The sequence below is a fragment of the Alteromonas sp. HB246098 genome, assembly GCF_054890645.1.
In genome coordinates, this window is the sequence record NZ_JBTZUG010000001.1 from 824,027 (window position 1) to 842,299 (window position 18,273).

At 42.9% G+C, this 18,273-nt stretch carries 18 protein-coding genes; 8 read left to right on the forward strand and 10 right to left on the reverse strand.

What is annotated here, in order from left to right; all coding sequences use genetic code 11:
* Positions 1 to 81: 81 nt before the first annotated feature.
* Together ACYTPF_RS03515 and ACYTPF_RS03520 are read right to left on the reverse strand one after the other, a co-directional pair.
* Complete coding sequence (locus ACYTPF_RS03515; RefSeq protein ID WP_269916154.1) at positions 82 to 579, reverse strand: M48 metallopeptidase family protein; 498 nt, start codon at positions 577 to 579, stop codon at positions 82 to 84.
* Positions 580 to 766: 187 nt separating this feature from the next.
* The gene (locus ACYTPF_RS03520) at positions 767 to 1,759 is read right to left on the reverse strand and encodes a zinc-dependent alcohol dehydrogenase family protein (protein ID WP_461851229.1); all 993 of its coding nucleotides are present in this window, start codon (positions 1,757 to 1,759) and stop codon (positions 767 to 769) included.
* A 116-nt stretch (positions 1,760 to 1,875) separates the two neighbouring features.
* Between ACYTPF_RS03520 and ACYTPF_RS03525 the strand changes: the two genes are divergently transcribed.
* From ACYTPF_RS03525 to ACYTPF_RS03540, 4 genes are all read left to right on the forward strand, one after another.
* Positions 1,876 to 2,790: a LysR family transcriptional regulator gene (locus tag ACYTPF_RS03525; RefSeq protein WP_179982854.1), complete on the forward strand. Its 915-nt coding sequence runs from the start codon at positions 1,876 to 1,878 to the stop codon at positions 2,788 to 2,790.
* A gap of 134 nt (positions 2,791 to 2,924) precedes the next feature.
* On the forward strand, positions 2,925 to 4,169 hold the full coding sequence (locus ACYTPF_RS03530; RefSeq protein WP_461851230.1) for a porin: 1,245 nt from the start codon (positions 2,925 to 2,927) through the stop codon (positions 4,167 to 4,169).
* Between the two features lie 10 nt (positions 4,170 to 4,179).
* Positions 4,180 to 4,623 carry a hypothetical protein gene (locus ACYTPF_RS03535; RefSeq protein ID WP_461851231.1) on the forward strand — a complete coding sequence of 148 codons (444 nt, stop codon included), beginning with the start codon at positions 4,180 to 4,182 and terminating at the stop codon, positions 4,621 to 4,623.
* Position 4,624: 1 nt separating this feature from the next.
* On the forward strand, positions 4,625 to 6,220 hold the full coding sequence (locus ACYTPF_RS03540; RefSeq protein ID WP_461851535.1) for a sensor domain-containing diguanylate cyclase: 1,596 nt from the start codon (positions 4,625 to 4,627) through the stop codon (positions 6,218 to 6,220).
* Between the two features lie 16 nt (positions 6,221 to 6,236).
* Here ACYTPF_RS03540 and ACYTPF_RS03545 read toward each other — a convergent pair whose 3' ends face one another.
* Complete coding sequence (locus ACYTPF_RS03545; protein ID WP_461851232.1) at positions 6,237 to 7,010, reverse strand: CmcJ/NvfI family oxidoreductase; 774 nt, start codon at positions 7,008 to 7,010, stop codon at positions 6,237 to 6,239.
* Between the two features lie 399 nt (positions 7,011 to 7,409).
* Between ACYTPF_RS03545 and ACYTPF_RS03550 the strand changes: the two genes are divergently transcribed.
* Entirely contained in the window at positions 7,410 to 8,366 is a 957-nt protein-coding gene (locus ACYTPF_RS03550; RefSeq protein WP_461851233.1) for a 2OG-Fe(II) oxygenase family protein, read from the forward strand.
* Between the two features lie 101 nt (positions 8,367 to 8,467).
* On the opposite strand, the gene ACYTPF_RS03555 is transcribed toward ACYTPF_RS03550, so the two are convergent.
* A complete protein-coding gene (locus ACYTPF_RS03555; protein WP_461851234.1) occupies positions 8,468 to 9,034 on the reverse strand; it encodes a cytochrome b in 567 nt (188 codons plus the stop codon).
* Positions 9,035 to 9,300: 266 nt separating this feature from the next.
* Positions 9,301 to 10,101 (reverse strand): SDR family NAD(P)-dependent oxidoreductase, encoded by an 801-nt coding sequence (locus ACYTPF_RS03560; RefSeq protein WP_461851235.1) that lies wholly within the window; start codon positions 10,099 to 10,101, stop codon positions 9,301 to 9,303.
* A 415-nt stretch (positions 10,102 to 10,516) separates the two neighbouring features.
* Here ACYTPF_RS03560 and asd point away from each other — a divergent pair, with 415 nt between their 5' ends.
* The gene (gene asd, locus ACYTPF_RS03565; protein WP_179982846.1) at positions 10,517 to 11,641 is read left to right on the forward strand and encodes an aspartate-semialdehyde dehydrogenase; all 1,125 of its coding nucleotides are present in this window, start codon (positions 10,517 to 10,519) and stop codon (positions 11,639 to 11,641) included.
* Positions 11,642 to 11,752: 111 nt separating this feature from the next.
* Here asd and ACYTPF_RS03570 read toward each other — a convergent pair whose 3' ends face one another.
* From ACYTPF_RS03570 to ACYTPF_RS03580, 3 genes are all read right to left on the reverse strand, one after another.
* Positions 11,753 to 12,112: a VOC family protein gene (locus ACYTPF_RS03570; protein WP_179982845.1), complete on the reverse strand. Its 360-nt coding sequence runs from the start codon at positions 12,110 to 12,112 to the stop codon at positions 11,753 to 11,755.
* Positions 12,113 to 12,254: 142 nt separating this feature from the next.
* A complete protein-coding gene (locus ACYTPF_RS03575) occupies positions 12,255 to 13,481 on the reverse strand; it encodes a porin (protein ID WP_461851236.1) in 1,227 nt (408 codons plus the stop codon).
* 149 nt (positions 13,482 to 13,630) lie between these two features.
* Positions 13,631 to 14,647 carry a 2-dehydropantoate 2-reductase gene (locus ACYTPF_RS03580; RefSeq protein WP_461851237.1) on the reverse strand — a complete coding sequence of 339 codons (1,017 nt, stop codon included), beginning with the start codon at positions 14,645 to 14,647 and terminating at the stop codon, positions 13,631 to 13,633.
* A 218-nt stretch (positions 14,648 to 14,865) separates the two neighbouring features.
* Here ACYTPF_RS03580 and ACYTPF_RS03585 point away from each other — a divergent pair, with 218 nt between their 5' ends.
* Positions 14,866 to 16,020: a patatin-like phospholipase family protein gene (locus tag ACYTPF_RS03585; protein ID WP_461851238.1), complete on the forward strand. Its 1,155-nt coding sequence runs from the start codon at positions 14,866 to 14,868 to the stop codon at positions 16,018 to 16,020.
* 65 nt (positions 16,021 to 16,085) lie between these two features.
* On the opposite strand, the gene ACYTPF_RS03590 is transcribed toward ACYTPF_RS03585, so the two are convergent.
* Positions 16,086 to 16,733 carry an HAD family hydrolase gene (locus ACYTPF_RS03590; protein ID WP_461851239.1) on the reverse strand — a complete coding sequence of 216 codons (648 nt, stop codon included), beginning with the start codon at positions 16,731 to 16,733 and terminating at the stop codon, positions 16,086 to 16,088.
* A 192-nt stretch (positions 16,734 to 16,925) separates the two neighbouring features.
* Here ACYTPF_RS03590 and ACYTPF_RS03595 point away from each other — a divergent pair, with 192 nt between their 5' ends.
* Complete coding sequence (locus ACYTPF_RS03595; protein WP_461851240.1) at positions 16,926 to 17,360, forward strand: hypothetical protein; 435 nt, start codon at positions 16,926 to 16,928, stop codon at positions 17,358 to 17,360.
* 125 nt (positions 17,361 to 17,485) lie between these two features.
* Here ACYTPF_RS03595 and ACYTPF_RS03600 read toward each other — a convergent pair whose 3' ends face one another.
* Complete coding sequence (locus ACYTPF_RS03600) at positions 17,486 to 18,223, reverse strand: SDR family oxidoreductase (protein ID WP_461851241.1); 738 nt, start codon at positions 18,221 to 18,223, stop codon at positions 17,486 to 17,488.
* Positions 18,224 to 18,273 lie beyond the last annotated feature (50 nt).

Genomic DNA, 18,273 nt, shown 5'->3' on the forward strand with positions numbered 1-18,273 from the left:
GGACATCTGACGAAGTCTAGTAGAGAGACCTATACCCTTATTTGCGTCTATATTTAACTAAATACTGTTCGTGTATTTACGTCAAACGTATGGATTATCCCCCATAGCAACGGCTACGCAGAATAACCTCAAATCTAGCTCCAGCTGATGGTAATCAGGCTCCATATAACAGCAAAGTTTATAAAAAGCTTTGTTGTGGTCCTTTTCTTTAAAGTGCGCCAGCTCATGAACTACTAGTGCTTTTAAGAGTGGCTCTGGCGCATAGAGCAAATCGTTATTAATGGCTAAATCGTGCTTGCGCGTTTTACCTTGCATACGGTAGGTATGCGTACCTAAAGCGTTGGTTATCATATCCCCTTGCTTTTTAAACGCGGCGCGCCCAAATGGCGGAGCATTTTTTAAAAACTGCTTCTTTAATTCAGTCGCATACTGATACAGCAACTTGTCTGTGGTTACGTCATGGGCTTCTGGGTACTTTTTTAGCAGATAAGTCTTTAACCGATTGTTTGAAATTAGCTGAAGCGCTTGCTCCACGATAGCTGGGGGGTAACCATTAAAATACCGAGCATATTCATTCACGTTTGTTTCTCCTTTACCGGAAGAATTATAAAGCATTTGAACGTAGTGGACAGGTCTCGTATTCCTAAGGCATTACTTTTATATAAAACCCAAAAGCAAAAAAGCCGCAGTAGAAGTTACTGCGGCGAAGGGTGTGCTAAGGGAAGCACTACGGGAAGTTTGTTTACCTAAACTCCAGAGGTTAAAGCTATTCTACGGTAACCACGACTTTACCCACAGCGTTACCACTTGCCAGACGGTTATGTGCCTGTGCTATCTGCTCAAGAGTAAAATTTTCTGCATCTATAATTGGTTTAAGCGCACCAGCATCTACAATACTCGCTAGCTGTTTAAGTATTTCGCCATGGGCTTCTCGGCCCACGTTGTGGATCATAGGAAGTAGCATAAACACAACATTTAAGCTTAAACCGCTAAAGTGAACGGGTGACAAGTCGGTCTCTAATAAAGATAGCGTAGTGGACACCTGTCCATTAAACTTGGCTGCTGCGAATGAGTTTTGAAGGTTATTGCCGCCTACCGTATCGAAGATCACGTCAAAGCCGTTACCGCTTGTATACTTATTCACATAATCTTCAACTGATTCACTACGAAAATCGATGTAAGTGGCACCTAAAGATTCAATAATATCTTTTTGCTCATCAGAGCCGCCTGTAGCAAATACGTTTGCCTTCATATGTTTGGCAAGTTGTACTGCTATATGCCCTACTCCACCCGCGCCGCCGTGAATTAATACGTTTTGGCCTTCACTGGTTAATGCACGAGTTAACCCTTCAAACGCTGTAATACCAACAAGAGGTATTGCTGCGGCTTCTTTCATAGAAAGAGACGAAGGCTTGTGAGCGATAAGGCGAACATCGGCAAGCATTTTTTCTGCAAGTGAACCTTTTAAATCGCCAAGGCCACCAGCACAGCCGTATACCTCATCGCCTACTTTGTATTCTGTTACGCCCTCACCAACAGCTTCGATGGTGCCGGCAAAGTCCATACCCAGGACACCATTGGGTAACTGTGGAGCAAAAGGTAAATCAGCTCCCGACTGACGAATCATCATGTCGATTGTATTAACGCTGCTTGCTGCAATACGCACAACTACATGCCCGCCCTTTACGGTTGGCTCTGCAATATCGTTTTGTGTAAATTGTTCAGAACCGCCAAATTCGTTTATTACCATCGCTTTCATGATTAAGCTCCTTTAAAGCCTGTTGTATGAGTACGGAAGTAATCATAAACACTAGAATTCCAAATGATAATTAGTGTATAAAGGCAAACAGTTTTTAGATTTTATTGATAATCCAAATGAACATAGAACACCTAAAGCTTTTTGTGCGTATTGCAAGCACAGCGAACATCAGCTTAGCGGGGCGTGAGCTAAACATTTCACCTGCCGTGGCGAGTGCGCACATTGGTAAACTTGAAGAAACGCTAGGTGTTCGCTTAATTCACAGGACTACCCGAAAAGTATCGCTTACCGACGATGGAAAGCTTTTTCTTCCCCATGCTCAAGAAGTGCTAGACAGTATCGAAACGGCACAAGCAGCTGTTGGCAGCGGCGCTCAAACGCCGCAAGGTACATTACGCGTTACCGCGCCTGCGTCATTTGGTCGAATGCACTTAGTACCTGCGATCCCTGAGTTTTTAGAGCAATACCCAAAGCTAAATATCGACTTCCGATTCAGCGACAGTATTTTGGATGTGGTAGAAGGTGGCTTTGATGTTGCCATTCGCGATGCAGAATTGAAAGACAGTAATTTACACGCGAAAAAACTTGCTGATGACAAACGTATTATTGTCGCCGCCAAAAGCTATATAGATAAATATGGTGTGCCTGAAACACCATCCGACTTAAAAAACCACAAGATAGTAAATCTAACTGGGCTAGAGGTGTGGGACTTTAAGGGAGCCCATGGGGTTACATCGGTGAAAACGCCTAATCATTTGCGTATGGATAATGGTGAAGCGGTTCGCGATGCCTGTATTCAAGGCTGCGGTATAACCCTTACTGCTACCTGGTGCAGCTCACCATATTTAGAGAAAGGCCAGCTAGTACAAATACTACAAGATTACCCGCTTGCTACCGACTGTGCACTATGGGCAGTGTATCCTAGCAACCGTTTATTAGCCCCTAAAGTTCGCGCATTTATTGATTTCTTAGCCGACCGCTTTAGCGGCACGCCTTATTGGGATCAAAAGCTAAACGGTGTAGTCGTGTAAAATGGTATCAATTAAACAAAAAACACAATTTTTCAGTCACTTCTTAGTTTCTCTACTATGCTTGTACTAAAGTAAAATTGTCACGACACATTGTTTTAGGCAACATTTATCACAGACTTTAAATTAGGTAAAAAATGATGAAAAAGCCGTACTTGTTCTTCGCGGCCATCTTCAACTTGCTGTTGGCTAACTGCACGTCGGCAGAACAAAATAAGTTAGATATTAGCGGCTTTGGTACACTTGCCACTGCCACCGCTGACACCCGCACTTATCAGTTTCGTACCGACCGTTCGCAAGCAGAATTTGCGAAAAAAGACGGCTTTGCGTTTAAGCCTTTAAGTTTGATTGGCGTCCAACTTGATTACACATTATCAGACAACCTAGACTTCGTAGGGCAATTTGTTTATCGAGAGCAAGACGAACAAAATATTGGCTCCATCACCCAAATGGCCTTTTTGCGTTACGACATTTCGCCAGCATGGCAGGTAAGAGCGGGTAGATTAGCCGCGGATATTTTCCACTTTAGTGATACCAGAGACGTTTCTATCGCTTACCCTTGGGTAAAAGTACCTACCGAAGTTTACGGTATTGTGCCTGCTAGGAGTTTCGATGGTGCCGACATAAGTTACACCACTCCCTTTAGCGACTTCAATTTGTCAGTGAAGGGCTTTTGGGGTAGCGGCGAAAGTGACTTTACCAGTAACGACTATAACCCAATAACATTTAACGACTTACGCTCACTAGGCATTGAATTTGTTGCTTTTGACTGGAGCGTAGCGCTAAAGCACACTCAGACTGAAGCTAAAAACGACAACGATGACGTTGCGGTAGTGGCAGCGGCAGTCGCTCAATTACAACCTTTTTGGGCGGGCGCACTTAAATTTTCAGATGAAGTAAGCCTACGGGATGCTTCAATTCATTATACTTCTGTGTATTTTAATCGCTTCTTGGGCGATTGGGAACTATCAGGCGAGCTATCCCATATAGATTCAGACTCGATTGCGCTAAGACCTTCAACTAATGGTTTTTTGAACTTAAGTTACCTTTATGGACCTCACACATTTTACGCTCTCTACTCCTTTGCTGATACCGACACTTACTTTCTAAATGAAGAACAACCCGGTTTCCCCATCAACCAGAACACTGCAGAGATAGTTCTTTTTGTTGAAGAGGTGGCTAGTTCGCTGGCTCATAATCAACAATCATTTTCATTGGGCTGGAGATGGGACTTACGAGAAAACTTAGCCTTTAAAGCACAAATTGAACGCACTGACGTTAAAGCAAGAGGTACCGGACTTCGTGCACGTGATGGGTTGATTGTTGACGATGAAGACGGTGTCGCGCACACCTTATTCCTCGCGTTAAGCTTTAGCTTTTAGGGGGAGGAACATGAAACTGTTTAAACGCTTCCCCGTAATTATTGCCTTAGCAATTCTAACGCAAAGCATTGCATTTATGGCGCAAGCGCAAGAAAAAATTGTCGTTGTCACTAACTTTAATAGCGATGTACAGGTATTGGATAAAAAAGGCTTAATTGATTTATTTATGGGTAAATACTCGGCGTTTCCAAATGGAAAAGAAGCCACGCCTATTGATGTAGAACTCGATTCCGAATTGAAAAGTCAGTTTTACAAGTCTTTAGTGGGCCTTCCTCTTGCAAGGGTTAATGCCTATTGGTCACGACTAAAATTTTCAGGCCGCGTCAAACCTCCTGCGGTAGAGCAAACCCTCGACGACATCAAGCAACGGCTTGAGCAAGACGAATCGGCGCTAGCCTATGTATATGAGTCGACCGTGACCGACAGTATGAAGGTAGTATACCGTTTTGATTAACGTGCAAGGTCTGGGGTTTCGTTTTTCGCTGTTTCTAATCGCAGCGGCAATGATAGTGGTATTTACTACCGCTGAGTTCTTTTATCGTGCAACTTATGAAAACGAAATAAGCGAAGCCAATAATGATATAGAAGAGCTTTATCAAACCGTAAGTGCAACCGCATCCATCGCCGCATTCTTAGAAGATGAGGACTTGGCCACAGAGGCTATTAATGGCTTAGTTAAAACTGACAAAATTTTAGCAGCCTCTATAAAAAGCGAAGCTCTCTACTATCAGGCAAATGTAAGTGAAGCGATTAATAAAAACACCAAACCTCGAGTATTTGTGGTTAGACACCCCTTTATGCCAGAGGAGTCACTTGCTGAAGTTAACGTATATCCAAACTTTGAATACATTATCAGTCAGGCAGAAAAAATAAGTACCGACAATAGTTACTCCTTGTACGCTGAAGCACTGGTTGTGGGCATTGTGGCTTTGTTCATCACCTATTACATCATTATCTCCCCGATGCTACGAGTAGGCCACTCTTTACACCAAATCACGCCTGGAACATCGCAGAGGATCCCAATCCCGAAATATCACTCGCGCAGTGAAATAGGTAAACTCGTTTACGACACCAACCAATTGTTGACCAAGGTTGAAGAGCAGTTCACACAAGAGCGTCAGCTAAGAGAAGAAATAGAATTTCTTGAAAAGCGATTTAGAATGTTGTTCGAGAATGCCAAAACTGCAACTGTGTTAATGGCTGAAAATGGCACTATAGAGCTTCGAAATGATGCCTTTAACGATTTAGTAGAGAAGACGGGACTTGGCATGAAGCAAGGCTACGGCGAGTTGCTAGACGAACTGTTCGAAACACCCGTGGCAATGAAATCTGCACTTAAAGAGGCCTTTGCGCGAAACGAGTTTGCTACAGGAGAGTACAAGCTAAAAAGTAGTGCAAGCGACAGTGCTATATGGGTTCAACTTATTGCTAGCCCATTACTGACCGAAGAAGATGAACGTTATTACCAGCTTACGTTAAACGATATTTCGAGTCGTAGACAAGAGCTACAAAAGCTTGCGCTACAAGCGGACTTCGACGCGTTAACAGGGATCTACAATCGCAATGGTGGTGAAAAGCTTGTTGCTAAACTCATCAGAAAAGAACATCAGTTTGCTTTAGCTCTTATTGACCTTAACGGTTTTAAAGCGGTAAACGATATTTATGGCCATGATGCAGGCGACGAAGTGCTCATTTTTGTTGCTGAGCAATTAAAAGAAAAAATACGCAAAAATGATGTTGCCATACGTTGGGGCGGCGATGAGTTTATGTTGTTACTGCAAGCTGATGATGAAGCGTCTGTTAAAAGGGTTATGGAAAAAGTAAATGCTGGCATTAAACAGCCTTTTTATTTTAATGACGAAAGCGAGCCTACTGTGGTTTCAATGAGTGTAGGCGTGGCTTTTTACCCTCAAACAAGTCGCAATTTGCATGCTCTGATAAAGCTAGCTGATATCGCCATGTATAAAGCGAAACAAAATAAGATATCCTCACCTGATGACTACCTTATCTTTGCTAACCAATGCAGACTAGACGATGAAGATATGAGTTAGCGAGCCGCAAGCCCACCTAATACTTAACCAACATCCTACTTTCAATACTCTTGCGTACGATATTGCCGGGAGCGCCCTCTTCCTTCATATCTAAAGCACTGTGGGCCAAATGAGGTAAGCCTTTATTGTCGTATATATTAAAAATAATAGCTTCATCCACCTGCATTTTTGACTTGTAGAACCAACGATGTTGACGGTTTGCCGCCACGCCCAAAATCTCTCCCTGACGATCTGGGTATTTTAGAGCAATAGTCATCCAGTCTTCATCGTTCATAGAGTCTGGGCAAATAAAGCCTAACGGCGATGACATTATAGTGTCTTCTACCGGTCGCCAAATATTTACAAAGCCAAAATGCCCCTCGTTGTATTCAGCCGCTTTTTGTTCGCCCACTAAGTCAATAAGGCGTTGCTGAATTCCTTTTTCGCTGTAATCGTTGTGAACATTTCTGGCTGGACGCCGAGATGCGCTTTCATCGTCTTTACGAATGGTATGGTCAAACACGAGTACGTCTTTTGCACTGACATGTGTAGACAGCAATGTTTGAATTTCTTTGTTGTACACTTGTTCTTGTTCAGCCGTGAACGGATAAGCCACTGGGCTCAGGTTTTCTAAAAAGGTTATTCCATGAACATTAAAGACCGTATTTGTTTGGCTTTCTCTAAGGTCATAAACGCTAACATCCGTTGTAAATAGCTCGGGCGAAACTAAATTGCCGTCTATGCCATCTACATCAAATTCAAAAGCCTGAATAAAAGGTTTTTTGACATGATAATTTACAGATGCATTCATATTGCTCCCCTCGAAATAGTAAAAATCACCGGAATACTGGGTTCTGAAACCTACCCAACCCGTTTAGCGGGCGAACTATACCCGTAGCAAAAAATATGAAAAACCACTTACAGACTGAAGCAGTATTTAGATTATCTTGATAATCTAAATACTGCTAACACTCAACGCACGCTGAAAGCAGTTAATAAATAAGTGACCGATAAACTGACCGTTAGTTTTCTGCAATGACAAGCGCGATTAAAGCTGAGAACACACCATTATCAAAATAAACTAAATACTGACTCAATAAATAACGTATTTTTCTAGTTTTAAAAGTGAAATATTCTTCAATTAACGAATGGCACGCTACCAAACGAACTAATAAAGGTTGGTCGTGACACCGTAAATTGGAGAGCAAATATGTCTGATGTAAAAAGTAATGTAGAAGCCACACATGCAGGAACAGAATCAGTGGGAGCGCTGCAAAAAGCGCGTGCACTTACCCTTCCGTCAAGAGATGAAATGCTTAAACGAGCACCATCTGTACAGCAATTTTGGGATAAAAACCGCTCACTATTGGAAGCCGCATGGAAAGAATGGGATGTGCAAAACGAGCAATTAGCTGAGTGGGTAAACGAAAATTTGATAAGCGAACCGCTTCGCAATGCCGTCACGCTAGCGTGGGAAGACCCCGCTAAAGAACAAGCGGTGGCAAATTTGTGGGAGGAAGTATTACCAGGTGTATACCAGGCCCAGCTATTCGATGTTGAAAAGCTGCAATTATTGCGCAATTACTTAGACGGTGTTGCTGATGCCGGTATCCCCCTTCGCCCTCCATACGGTATTGCTTTGAATCGCAACGGCGGTATGCTAGATGCACGCTCTGAAGGGTATTTAGCAGCGCCAACCTTCCAAGACTTTTATAACGTGCTTATTGAAAAATACATGCGTCCAGTATCTCGCTTGTTGTTCCCTGAGGTCATGGGGTTTGATAGCCAAACCTTTGGCTTTTCAATTCAGTACCAAGAAGGTATGGATACGTCGCTTCGCCCGCATACTGATGCGTCCGCCGCGACAATGAACGTAAATCTAAACGTGCCTGGAGAAACCTTCAAAGGGTCGGAAGTCGATTTCTTTAATCAGGAAACGGGTAAGGTAACACGTACAGTGTTTGCTCCTGGTGTTGCGATGCTGCACAGGGGAAGCGTACCTCACGCCGCGCAGCCAATTACTGGCGGCAGCAGAACCAATATGGTGCTATGGCTATATGGCGATAGTATGCAAATACCACGAGGCGTTTTGCCGACGTCGAAAGCGGATGCTAAATCGAGGTGGACAGTTCCCAACACGCTAAAAGATAGTTTTGCACCTTTCTAATACGAAAAAAAGCCGAGTTATTTATTAACTCGGCTTTCCTTTCAGCTTTGAGTTTCTAACTCAATGCTGCGCTATAAAGAAGAATTTAAGTGTTTCACACTTTATTCATTAATTGTTTTGCCCAGCATACGCTTTAACGTACCGTCTTTGTCAATAATGTGGTGCTTAAGTGCGCCAGCAATGTGTAGCAATAAAGCAACAATGACGGTATAGCCGAGATAGAAGTGAATAGTGCCTCCTAACTTCGATAACTCATAATTAATCGGTAAGGTTTTTTCTGGGTCATCTACGCTAAAGTTTTGAGCAAATACTTCTAATCCGAACACGGATAGGCCGTGACCACCCAATACTGAGGTCATCAACCCTGAAATAGGCATTAATAAGGTAGCTATGATCAAAACCCAATGAACGATAGATGCAAGCTTGTGCTCAATTGGCTTGTAGTTCGATGCAGGGCTGGGCCAACCATTTTTCATTCGCCATATAACGCGGACTATCGCGACTATTAGCACAAGAAACCCAAATGCCTTATGCCAACTAAATAGCTCGTAGACATTGTTCTCTGTCATATAAATGCCTGTGGCAAGTAACCCTATAATGGTTAATCCCACCAGCCAATGAAGAATTACCGTAGTGGTAGCAAATTTGTTATGACTATCGTACTGCATGCTTTTCTCACTCTAATTGTTCATACCAAGAACTACGTTTTCCATAAAGCGTATATTGGCACTTTATAATTCCTTACACATTGTAAGGAATTATCTAAAGGCACTAAAGTAAATTCGAGCAGCAAATTCGAGGCCAACAATTTCGAGAGCGCTTTTGAAGCAAGTGAAGATTCATTATAATGGATATGAGTATAAGGGGGGCCGGAACTCCCCTTACCGCGTCTAATTTGTCGGTGGCGCGCGTTTAGCGCTGCCAAAAAACATAGCTAATTAGCAGAAATAATTGCTTCAAGCTCCGATATCAATGCTTGTCTATTTGTTGAGTAACCAGCAAAAGGATGTGGAGATGCAAAAGTATCATGGTCATTGTCAAAGTAATCGCCAGCGACGTTAGCAAAACGTTCAGAAAGTGCTGCTTCAATAAATATCTTAGCTCCCTCTTTTAAATCGCCACCTGCAATACCATAGGCATCTTTAACCATTTTACTACCTAATAAAGACTTGGGGTTCACCGAAACCATTTTAGGACCGTTTAACTGATACTTTTCTCCAAGATAAGCTGTCCACATAGTAATACCCAACTTACTCTGCGCATAAGCTGCGCCATCCGAAAGTTGAGTTTCACCTCTTAGGGCAGCAAAGTTCACCGGCGCTTGTGCAGCAGAAGAGACGTTTATCACACGACTGTGCTCATCCATAACATCTACAAGCGACAGCGTAAGCATATAGGGCGCGATAGTGTTAACCATGAACCGAGCATCTAATCCTGCAGCAGTGATAGGGTTTTCTATGGAAAAGACCCCCGCGTTATTGATAAGTATGTCTAAGCGGTCGGTATTTGCTTTTAACTCTACGGCAAGCTTTTTAACGTCGTCGAACAACGATAAATCAGCCTGAAGAACAGTGATGCTGCTTTCGGGAAATTGCGCTTCTAATGCGCCTTTAACATTATCTAATTTACCTTGGCTTCTGCCGTGTAAAAAAAGGTTATGTCCTTCTTTGGCTAACATTTTTGCAGTTTCTAGACCGATGCCGTCAGTCGCCCCAGTTATCAATATCGTCTTCATCTCATACTCTGCCGTAAATAAAGCCCAAAACTCAATGCAAGCGACTTATACCAATCAACCTGCTTTAGTTTACATTATCAGTGAAGTAGAAGACTGATAATGATGTCATTGCTTAAAGCAGTTTCAATGTAATCTATATAATCAACAGCTTTCGTTTTATTACTGTTTAAAATGCTTATATCAGCGATAGATAATTTATAAAAACCATCTAGCCAGCGACTTCAATAACACTTAGACTGCGGGAACAAAAATAAAAAACGACAGGTATTACGCCGGCTTTCGAGCGAGGCGTTCGCCATCCTATGTATGCTATGCAGGTAGCCTTATCCATTTTCGAATTGTGGTGTACTGCGCGTGGTTTCAACATACATATGATGAGGTACTTTTCATTTTAGTAACAAGGGTTCTCAATTTAATGTCACAACAAAAAGTAGGTTTAGTGGGCTGGCGCGGTATGGTTGGCTCAGTATTAATGCAGCGCATGCAAGAAGAGCAAGATTTCGCGCACATTGAGCCCACCTTTTTTACCACCTCTCAAAAGGGTATTGCAGCGCCAAACTTTGCTGGCAAAGATGCAGGTGTTTTAGAAGATGCGCACGACATCGAGGCGCTATCAAAACAAGATATTATTATTACTTGTCAGGGCGGTGATTACACGAAAGCCGTTTATGATGATCTTCGCGCGTCTGGCTGGAATGGCTATTGGATTGACGCAGCGTCGGCCCTTCGCATGAAAGACGATGCGATTATTGTACTAGACCCAGTGAACCGTAAAGAAATTGATAGTGGCATTGAAAAAGGTATTCGTACATACGTCGGCGGAAACTGCACAGTCTCACTTATGCTGTTGGCTCTAGGCGGCTTATTTGAACAAGACCTCGTTGAATGGGCATCACCGATGACCTACCAAGCCGCTTCAGGGTCTGGCGCTAAGCATATGCGTGAACTTATTAGCCAAATGGGCGCTATTCATAGCAATGTTAAAGACAAAGTGGAAGATCCGGCTACCGCTATATTGGATATCGATCAGCAAGTTGCTGAATTTATTCGTAGCTCAGAATACCCTAGTGAGCAGTTCGGCGTTCCTCTTGCAGGAAGCTTAATTCCGTATATCGATTCCCAGCTTCCATCTGGACAAAGCCGCGAAGAGTGGAAAGCCCAAGCCGAAGCTAACAAGATTTTGGGTATTAATGGCAGTGAAGTGCCTATCGACGGTATTTGTGTACGCGTTGGTGCCATGCGATGTCACAGCCAAGCGATTACGCTTAAGCTTAAAAAAGACTTACCAGTTAGCGAGATTGAAGAAATCTTAGCGAAACACAATGATTGGGTAAAAGTCGTGTCTGATGATCGTGAAGTAACTATGCAGGAACTCACGCCAGCCAAGGTTACCGGTACCCTGTCTATCCCAGTAGGTCGAATTCGCAAGCTTAATATGGGCCCTGAGTATATCTCAGCGTTCACCGTTGGCGATCAGCTTTTGTGGGGTGCTGCAGAGCCACTTCGCAGAATGTTGCGCATTGTACTTGAGCAAAACTAATACTTAGTTTTACTTAGTAAATCATAAAACGCCTTACCAGTGACTGGTAAGGCGTTTTTTATTTCTAGTATTCTTCGTAATGTACGTAAAACAATAGAAAAGAGTATGATTCTAGTTAGCCGACTCAGACCAAACAGCAAGTTCATTGCCGCCAGGCTCTACAAAATGAAAACGGCACCCACCGGGAAAGTCAAATAAGGGTTTAGTAATTGTTCCGCCCGCGCTTTCTACATTATGTTGTGCTTTAGCAATGTTAACGGCATAAAGTACCAACAAGGGCGCCCCGCTCTCTGCTTTTGAAACTCGTTCCGCTGCGAATATGCCACCCTCTAACCCTGAATTACTAAAGGCACTATACTCACTACCGTAGTCAGTAAAGCTCCAGTTAAAAGCATTTTCGAAAAAGGCTTTTGAACGTTCTAGATCAAGGGATGCAAATTCAACATAGTTAAGTTTGGTACTTTCCTGCATGAGTGTTATGCCTAGCGATAAGCGAATTTGACAGTATCATAGCACTAATCATTATCGAGTCGACCATACAGACATAACTCTGTTCGCTGGGTTAAGCCGTTACGGAAAATGCAAAGCACGGCCGTTTTTGCCGTGTGCAAGGCTAGAAACTTATATCCCACTGAAGTGAATAGATTGTGCTATCGCCGACTTCATTGTCGAACTGATCAAGAGAAATTCTGCTTACCTGCGCAGTAAGTTTGTTGTCGTGACCTTTAAAAAACCAATTAAGCGCCAGTGACTTTTCGTAAAACTCTTCGTCTTTCTCGCTAGTATTAGGTGAATAAGTAGCATAGCGCACAGCAATTTCTAAAGGCTTCGGCCACCAGCTTAATGACTCATTTAAAAAGTAACCTGCTTGAACGTAATATCCGCGCAATGTTGTTTTGATGTTGTCATTCGCTACGTCCACGATTTCCTTTTCGTGATATTCTGCCTGCGCGTTAAAGCCTTGATAAAAGTATGCGCCGTCAATCAAAAACTGCTGAATATCGTACTGCCCTTCAATTTCACCTTCATCAAAGTTGGTTAGATTTCCTGCACCAGAAGAAGAGAAACGCGTGAATTGACTTTTAAATTTAGCCCCTGCGATAGCTATCGCGGCTTTCGGAGTAGATGAACGTGCAATGTCGCTATTTTTAAAACCGACTTCTTTACCTAAAAAATTCCACTGCAGACGACCCGAATACATGGCCTCACCATCATGATTACTATAGTCCCCACGACCTGAACCATTAAACACACCTGCCCAGTAATTGAAATTAGCAGCGCCGCCGTTATCGATATGACCGTAAATAGATGCGCCCATTTGCCTGTCTAGTGTAAATATTCTATTGATGATAGAGCGATCCATCATTTGTTGACCGCCGCTGCTTACGCTTCGCTCTCTGGAATATTCAACTTTCCACTGACCAAACTTAAACCGAAGCGCGTCATACTTTTCAAAGGCGAGGGTTGCACTTAGCGTACGCTGATCGACGGCATCGTATTCCACAGCGTAGTTAATCCACGGCATAGCAATGTGACCGTCTAATTTAACTCGCGCCCTGTTAATACCGAATTGATTTCCAGCGTTGTAGTCAAAGTCGGCAAGTTCAGTTGGTTGGCCAATGCCAGGGTTGGCATAGCGAAACTGCACTCGCCCTCGAGCGCGCAACGAAAAGCCGTTGTTGTCACTTTGAAACACTAGACCGTCGCCATTGTAAGCGGGCGAGGTCTCGTAAGACTCTTGCTCGGCGTCTACCTCAATCGCTAAAGCGGCCGAGGAAAAAAATGACGCTAAAAAAACACTTGATATAAGGCACAAAGAAAAACGATATTGGTAAAGCAAAACACACTACGTATCACGGAAATTTGTGCGCAGGATATATACTTTAGTATAAGAATCAAGAGCGCCGACACAAAAGTGACATAAAAATGAAATATTTAATGATTCTTTAGCAATATAGCGCTCTTCTATGTAAAGGCCATCTGTACTCTCTAGTCTTTCAATAGCGCGTTTGCTGGTAAGTGAGGACTTCCTTTTTGTGCTATCTCACTTTGTTTAATTAGTGCAACAATATGGCTATTTACTGGTGTAGCAATGTGATGTTTTTTGCCTAACCTAACTATCTCACCGTTCAAGTAATCTATTTCAGTACGCCTTCCTAGTATCAAATCTTCATACATGGAAGAGCGTGCTTCGGGGTCGATTTTAAGCGTCGAAGCAGCAACCGCCTTAAACAAAAAGTTAGGCAGTTTCATGATTGTCGGCATAAGTTTGGGAATAACCTTCCCAGTACGTGCAGGTTTTATTCCTTCGGCATTTAGCACTGTCAGCGCCTCGGACAATACTTTTGCCATTACCAACCTGTATTGACGGTTCCCTAGCTGAGATTTAAGCGGTATACCTGACAATGCATTGACCGCGTTATTTAAATTCATAATAAGCTTGCCATACTGTACAGCGGCCATGTCACTGTAAACAGTCACAGGCAGGGAAGCGTTTTCAAGCGCCTTCACCAACTCTTCACAGTGATTATAGGGATCTTCTAAAGCTAAATTCCCCTCTGTACCACAATGAAAGTGCCCCTTTCCTTTGTAAAAAACGTTAAATGGCACCATGCCTGCAACGACTGCGTGTATTAAATGTTGGCGTAATAAGTCAGCATTGCCCACACCGTTTTGCAGACTGATTATAAGCGCGTTAGGCTTCGCACTTTGATTAATTATGTTGGCAGCACTTTTAGTATCTTGGCTTTTAACACATAGTAGAATGATATCTGCATTAGCTAAGCTATCGTTATTTAATGTAAAATTGACGTGATGAGCATCGATCATTTGATTGCGGCCCTGCCAATCTGTAACTTTCAAGCCATTTGCTACGATGTCGTCGTATAATCGCTGTCGCCCAACCAGCGTAAGCGTATTTGAACTGTTGAATGCAGGGCCGGACGCCAACAAACAACCCGCAACGTAACAACCAATACTACCCGCGCCTAACACCACGATATCCATTGATGTTTTTCCTATAATGCCTAACTTTCTGCTATTTAGTTAGACTGCTTCGCAACAATCAAAATGTAAACATAAAAATCACACACTAGTAACAAAAAGCGTTTTGTATCAGTTATTTCCTATTAGTTTGATTCAATCTTTCAATTTTCCCCTGACAAATGATCTCCCTACAATAAGACCAAGTAGTCAACTTATATATGGTCAAATAGAGGGTCATCATGTTCGGTCAAGAACTTGCGTCAACTAATGCTCGTAACGCTGAAAATTCTGCTAATAGCAAAGTTGCTTTAGTCGCAGAAGGTGGCGGTCAACGCGGTATTTTCACAGCAGGTGTACTTGATACATGGTTAGATGCAGGTCACGACCCCTTCGATATCCTCATTGGCACATCGGCAGGCTCGCAAAACTTAACAAGCTTTGTTGCACGTCAAAAAGGCTATGCAAAACGCCTTATTCGCGGCTTAACTCGACACAAGCGTTTCTTTCAGATGGGCCGCGGTTTAATGGGCAAACATATCGTCGATTTAGACTGGTACTTTGATAAAACCCAAGAAGCGAACCGTTTGCTAGATTTAGATACTGCTAAAAGCAACGTGGCAGATAGAGAAATACTGTTTACGGCTACGAACGCTAGAGATAGAAAAGCATATTTTCTAAACCCTATGAAAAGCCAAAACAACTGGGTTGAATTGATTAAAGCATCAAGCGCACTGCCCTTGTTATACAAACAAGGTGTTCCGCTTCACACTGAAATTGAGGCCAAGCAAGCTGCCAATACCGATTTTTACTTAGATGGTGGTTTAGCCGCACCTTTACCTGTAACTGAGGCCTATAACCGCGGTGCTACAAAAATCGTGGTGATAAGAACCGTTGATAAAAGTTTTCAAGCACAATCACCTTGGCTACAAAAGCTAAGTGCAGTGATGTGTGCAACGGGTACCTGCCCAAAAACTATCGACTATTTGCTGCAACACGAACATGCGTATCAAAAAGAATTAGCGTTTATCGAAAATCCACCAGAAGGGGTTGAGGTCATTCAAATTTTTGCACCTAACAAACTTCAAAGTAAGCTGTTAGGCAGCACTGATGCGCAGCTTCGTCACGATTACAACTTAGGCAAAAAGGCAGGTATTGCTTTTCTAGAAGCAGAAAGCGCATCAGAAGTTCAATTTGAAAGCGAAGCTGCTGCGGTACTTACCAAAGAGAACGAAGCCGAAACGTTAGGCAGCGATAATATTCGTGTTGCGAAGAATATTGAAGAGGTTAAAGATAAAGAGGCGAAAGCAAAACGACCTTTACTTACATTGCCCTTCCCTGCTCGTTTGAAACAGAATATGAATGCGCAGAAAGAAGATAAGCGAATGACGGCATAATCGCTGCTCTATTTACTGTTAGAGCAGCGAGGCTTCCATTTATATATCTGACAGCGATGCTCTCCTTACCTCTGGGGCAGCGATGCTGCCCAGTCCTCAAGATTTTCATACACGCCCGCTGCTTTAGAAAAATCATGATTAGCCGACAAGGGTGTGGGTATAGCCACTGTTTTAATTCCCGCACTAACGGCAGCTTGCAGACCAAATTCGGTATCTTCAACTGCCATAACTTCATGTGGTGCCAATTGCATTTGGGATAGGGCTGCTAAATAGCAATCAGGTGACGGTTTACCTTTAACTACGTCATCAGAAGAAACGACACACTCAACAATATCTTCTACACCATAGAAAGACACTGTCTTCTCAACCGCTAAACGGGCGCCTCCCGTTACTATAGCTACGCGCAAGCCATGAGATTTACAGAACACAAGGGCTTCTTTTGCGCCACGCATTAACGGAAATGCTTGGCACTGTAGAAACTGTAGTGTGAGCGCCCTTCTCTTCTTAAATAGCTCATTGGGCGTTAAAGCAAGCGAAAAGTCTCGAATGATATCGCTAGCATTGTTCATTACTGAGATACCAGCCATACGCGTGTGGTAATAATCGAATGTTAATTCTTTGCCCATATCCGCAAGCATGGTTTTCCATAACTCAAAATGCGTCGTTTCTGAGTCGATTAACGTACCGTCGTGGTCGAAGAAAATGGCTTTCACGGTACACACCGTAAAACTAACTCAAATGACATGGAAAATAACCTAGTGAATATGTGTAAACGGCTTTCACTGCACGATAAAGTGTAACCGATTGATAGATATAGAAAATAAATGCGGCCAAAAACTAACCACCTTGACAGCAAATGGAAAAGTATTTATAAAACGCCTTTTCACTATTTCATCAAGTAAATCATGTCAGAATTATCAACACCTGTAAAACAAACCGAAGCACACAAACTTATTGAAGGCCTATTGAAATCTAGCGATCCAACTGCCGAGCTAGATAAAATTTCTGAAGAGTACAATATCGCAAATTGGGGGCAAACTAATGCTGTGTCTGCCGACCTTTACGATGCCGTACGCGACTTACTTGGCAAAGGTGTAGTTACAGGTAACGACCTTGTTGCGGGCAAAGACACCATGGACCCAATTGTACATAAAGTACAAGCGGAAACAGAAGCGCTTATCGCTAACCCAAGTGAAGCCGATGCTGACCGCGTTCAAACCTTTGTACTTGGCTTCCTACGCACTTTCGTAAGCCAACTACTTCACCCGGGTACAAAGAAAGCAATTTACGCGAAAAAGCTACCTGATCTGATCAAGCTTCACCAGCAGGTGGCTAAGTAATATAAATTAAGCGAACGATTCTGCGTTGTTAAAAAACGTTAGTTTAATATCGCGTCATATAATTTTTATTGAAACCCGCTTAATCGCGGGTTTCTTTTTGACTAAATCAATATGCTTTTTAGACCTTAAACAATTCCACCATTAGCCCGTATGACTTGACCATTTATCCATATACCGTCTTCGCTGCATAAAAAGGCAACGACATTAGCAATATCCTTTGGCGTACCCAAACGTTCTAACGGCGCCATGTTTTTTAACTTCTCAACAAAGTCTTCTGACTTGCCTTTCATAAACAGTTCGGTATCAGTTGGGCCGGGTGCAACAGCATTTACTGTAATGTCTTTTCCCCGTAACTCTTTAGACGTAATGGCAGTTAAGGTTTCAACACCAGCTTTTGTCGCCGCGTAAACGCCATATTTCTCTAGTTTGAGGCCAACAATAGAGGTAGATATATTCACAATTCGGCCACCTTGGTTTAGCCGATTAACTGCTTGCTGCGTGGTGAACATGACGCCTTTAAGATTGATATCCACATGTTGATGAATGGTATCTTCACTCACATCTGCTAATGCATCCATAGAAAGAACACCAGCATTATTAACGAGTATGTCGACCGAACCAAACTGCTTTTCAGTCTCATCGAATAGACGTTTTACACTTGTAATATCAGATACGTCCGCTTGAATGGGACAAGCTATACCGCCATCCTTCTTGATATCATGCACCACACTTAGCGCTTGCTCTTCACTCCCTGAGTAATTAACAACAACCTGGGTGTTTTCTTGGCTTAATCGTTTAGCGATTTCGGCACCGATGCCTCGTGATGAGCCTGTGACAATGGCAGTGCGAACATCTTCTTTCATAACCTTTCTCCGTGTATATGCAAACCCTATTGTTAAGTGTATTTACGCAC

Excerpts from the sequence above, each read along its gene's own strand:
- ACYTPF_RS03520 (WP_461851229.1), bottom strand. The coding sequence starts at position 1,759 with ATGAAAGCGATGGTAATAAACGAATTTGGCGGTTCTGAACAATTTACA.
- ACYTPF_RS03530 (WP_461851230.1), top strand. The coding sequence starts at position 2,925 with ATGATGAAAAAGCCGTACTTGTTCTTCGCGGCCATCTTCAACTTGCTG.
- ACYTPF_RS03600 (WP_461851241.1), bottom strand. The coding sequence starts at position 18,223 with ATGAAAGAAGATGTTCGCACTGCCATTGTCACAGGCTCATCACGAGGC.
- ACYTPF_RS03580 (WP_461851237.1), bottom strand. The coding sequence starts at position 14,647 with ATGGATATCGTGGTGTTAGGCGCGGGTAGTATTGGTTGTTACGTTGCG.
- asd (WP_179982846.1), top strand. The coding sequence starts at position 10,517 with ATGTCACAACAAAAAGTAGGTTTAGTGGGCTGGCGCGGTATGGTTGGC.
- ACYTPF_RS03585 (WP_461851238.1), top strand. The coding sequence starts at position 14,866 with ATGTTCGGTCAAGAACTTGCGTCAACTAATGCTCGTAACGCTGAAAAT.
- ACYTPF_RS03535 (WP_461851231.1), top strand. The coding sequence starts at position 4,180 with ATGAAACTGTTTAAACGCTTCCCCGTAATTATTGCCTTAGCAATTCTA.
- ACYTPF_RS03560 (WP_461851235.1), bottom strand. The coding sequence starts at position 10,101 with ATGAAGACGATATTGATAACTGGGGCGACTGACGGCATCGGTCTAGAA.
- ACYTPF_RS03525 (WP_179982854.1), top strand. The coding sequence starts at position 1,876 with ATGAACATAGAACACCTAAAGCTTTTTGTGCGTATTGCAAGCACAGCG.
- ACYTPF_RS03545 (WP_461851232.1), bottom strand. The coding sequence starts at position 7,010 with ATGAATGCATCTGTAAATTATCATGTCAAAAAACCTTTTATTCAGGCT.
- ACYTPF_RS03595 (WP_461851240.1), top strand. The coding sequence starts at position 16,926 with ATGTCAGAATTATCAACACCTGTAAAACAAACCGAAGCACACAAACTT.
- ACYTPF_RS03555 (WP_461851234.1), bottom strand. The coding sequence starts at position 9,034 with ATGCAGTACGATAGTCATAACAAATTTGCTACCACTACGGTAATTCTT.
- ACYTPF_RS03570 (WP_179982845.1), bottom strand. The coding sequence starts at position 12,112 with ATGCAGGAAAGTACCAAACTTAACTATGTTGAATTTGCATCCCTTGAT.
- ACYTPF_RS03550 (WP_461851233.1), top strand. The coding sequence starts at position 7,410 with ATGTCTGATGTAAAAAGTAATGTAGAAGCCACACATGCAGGAACAGAA.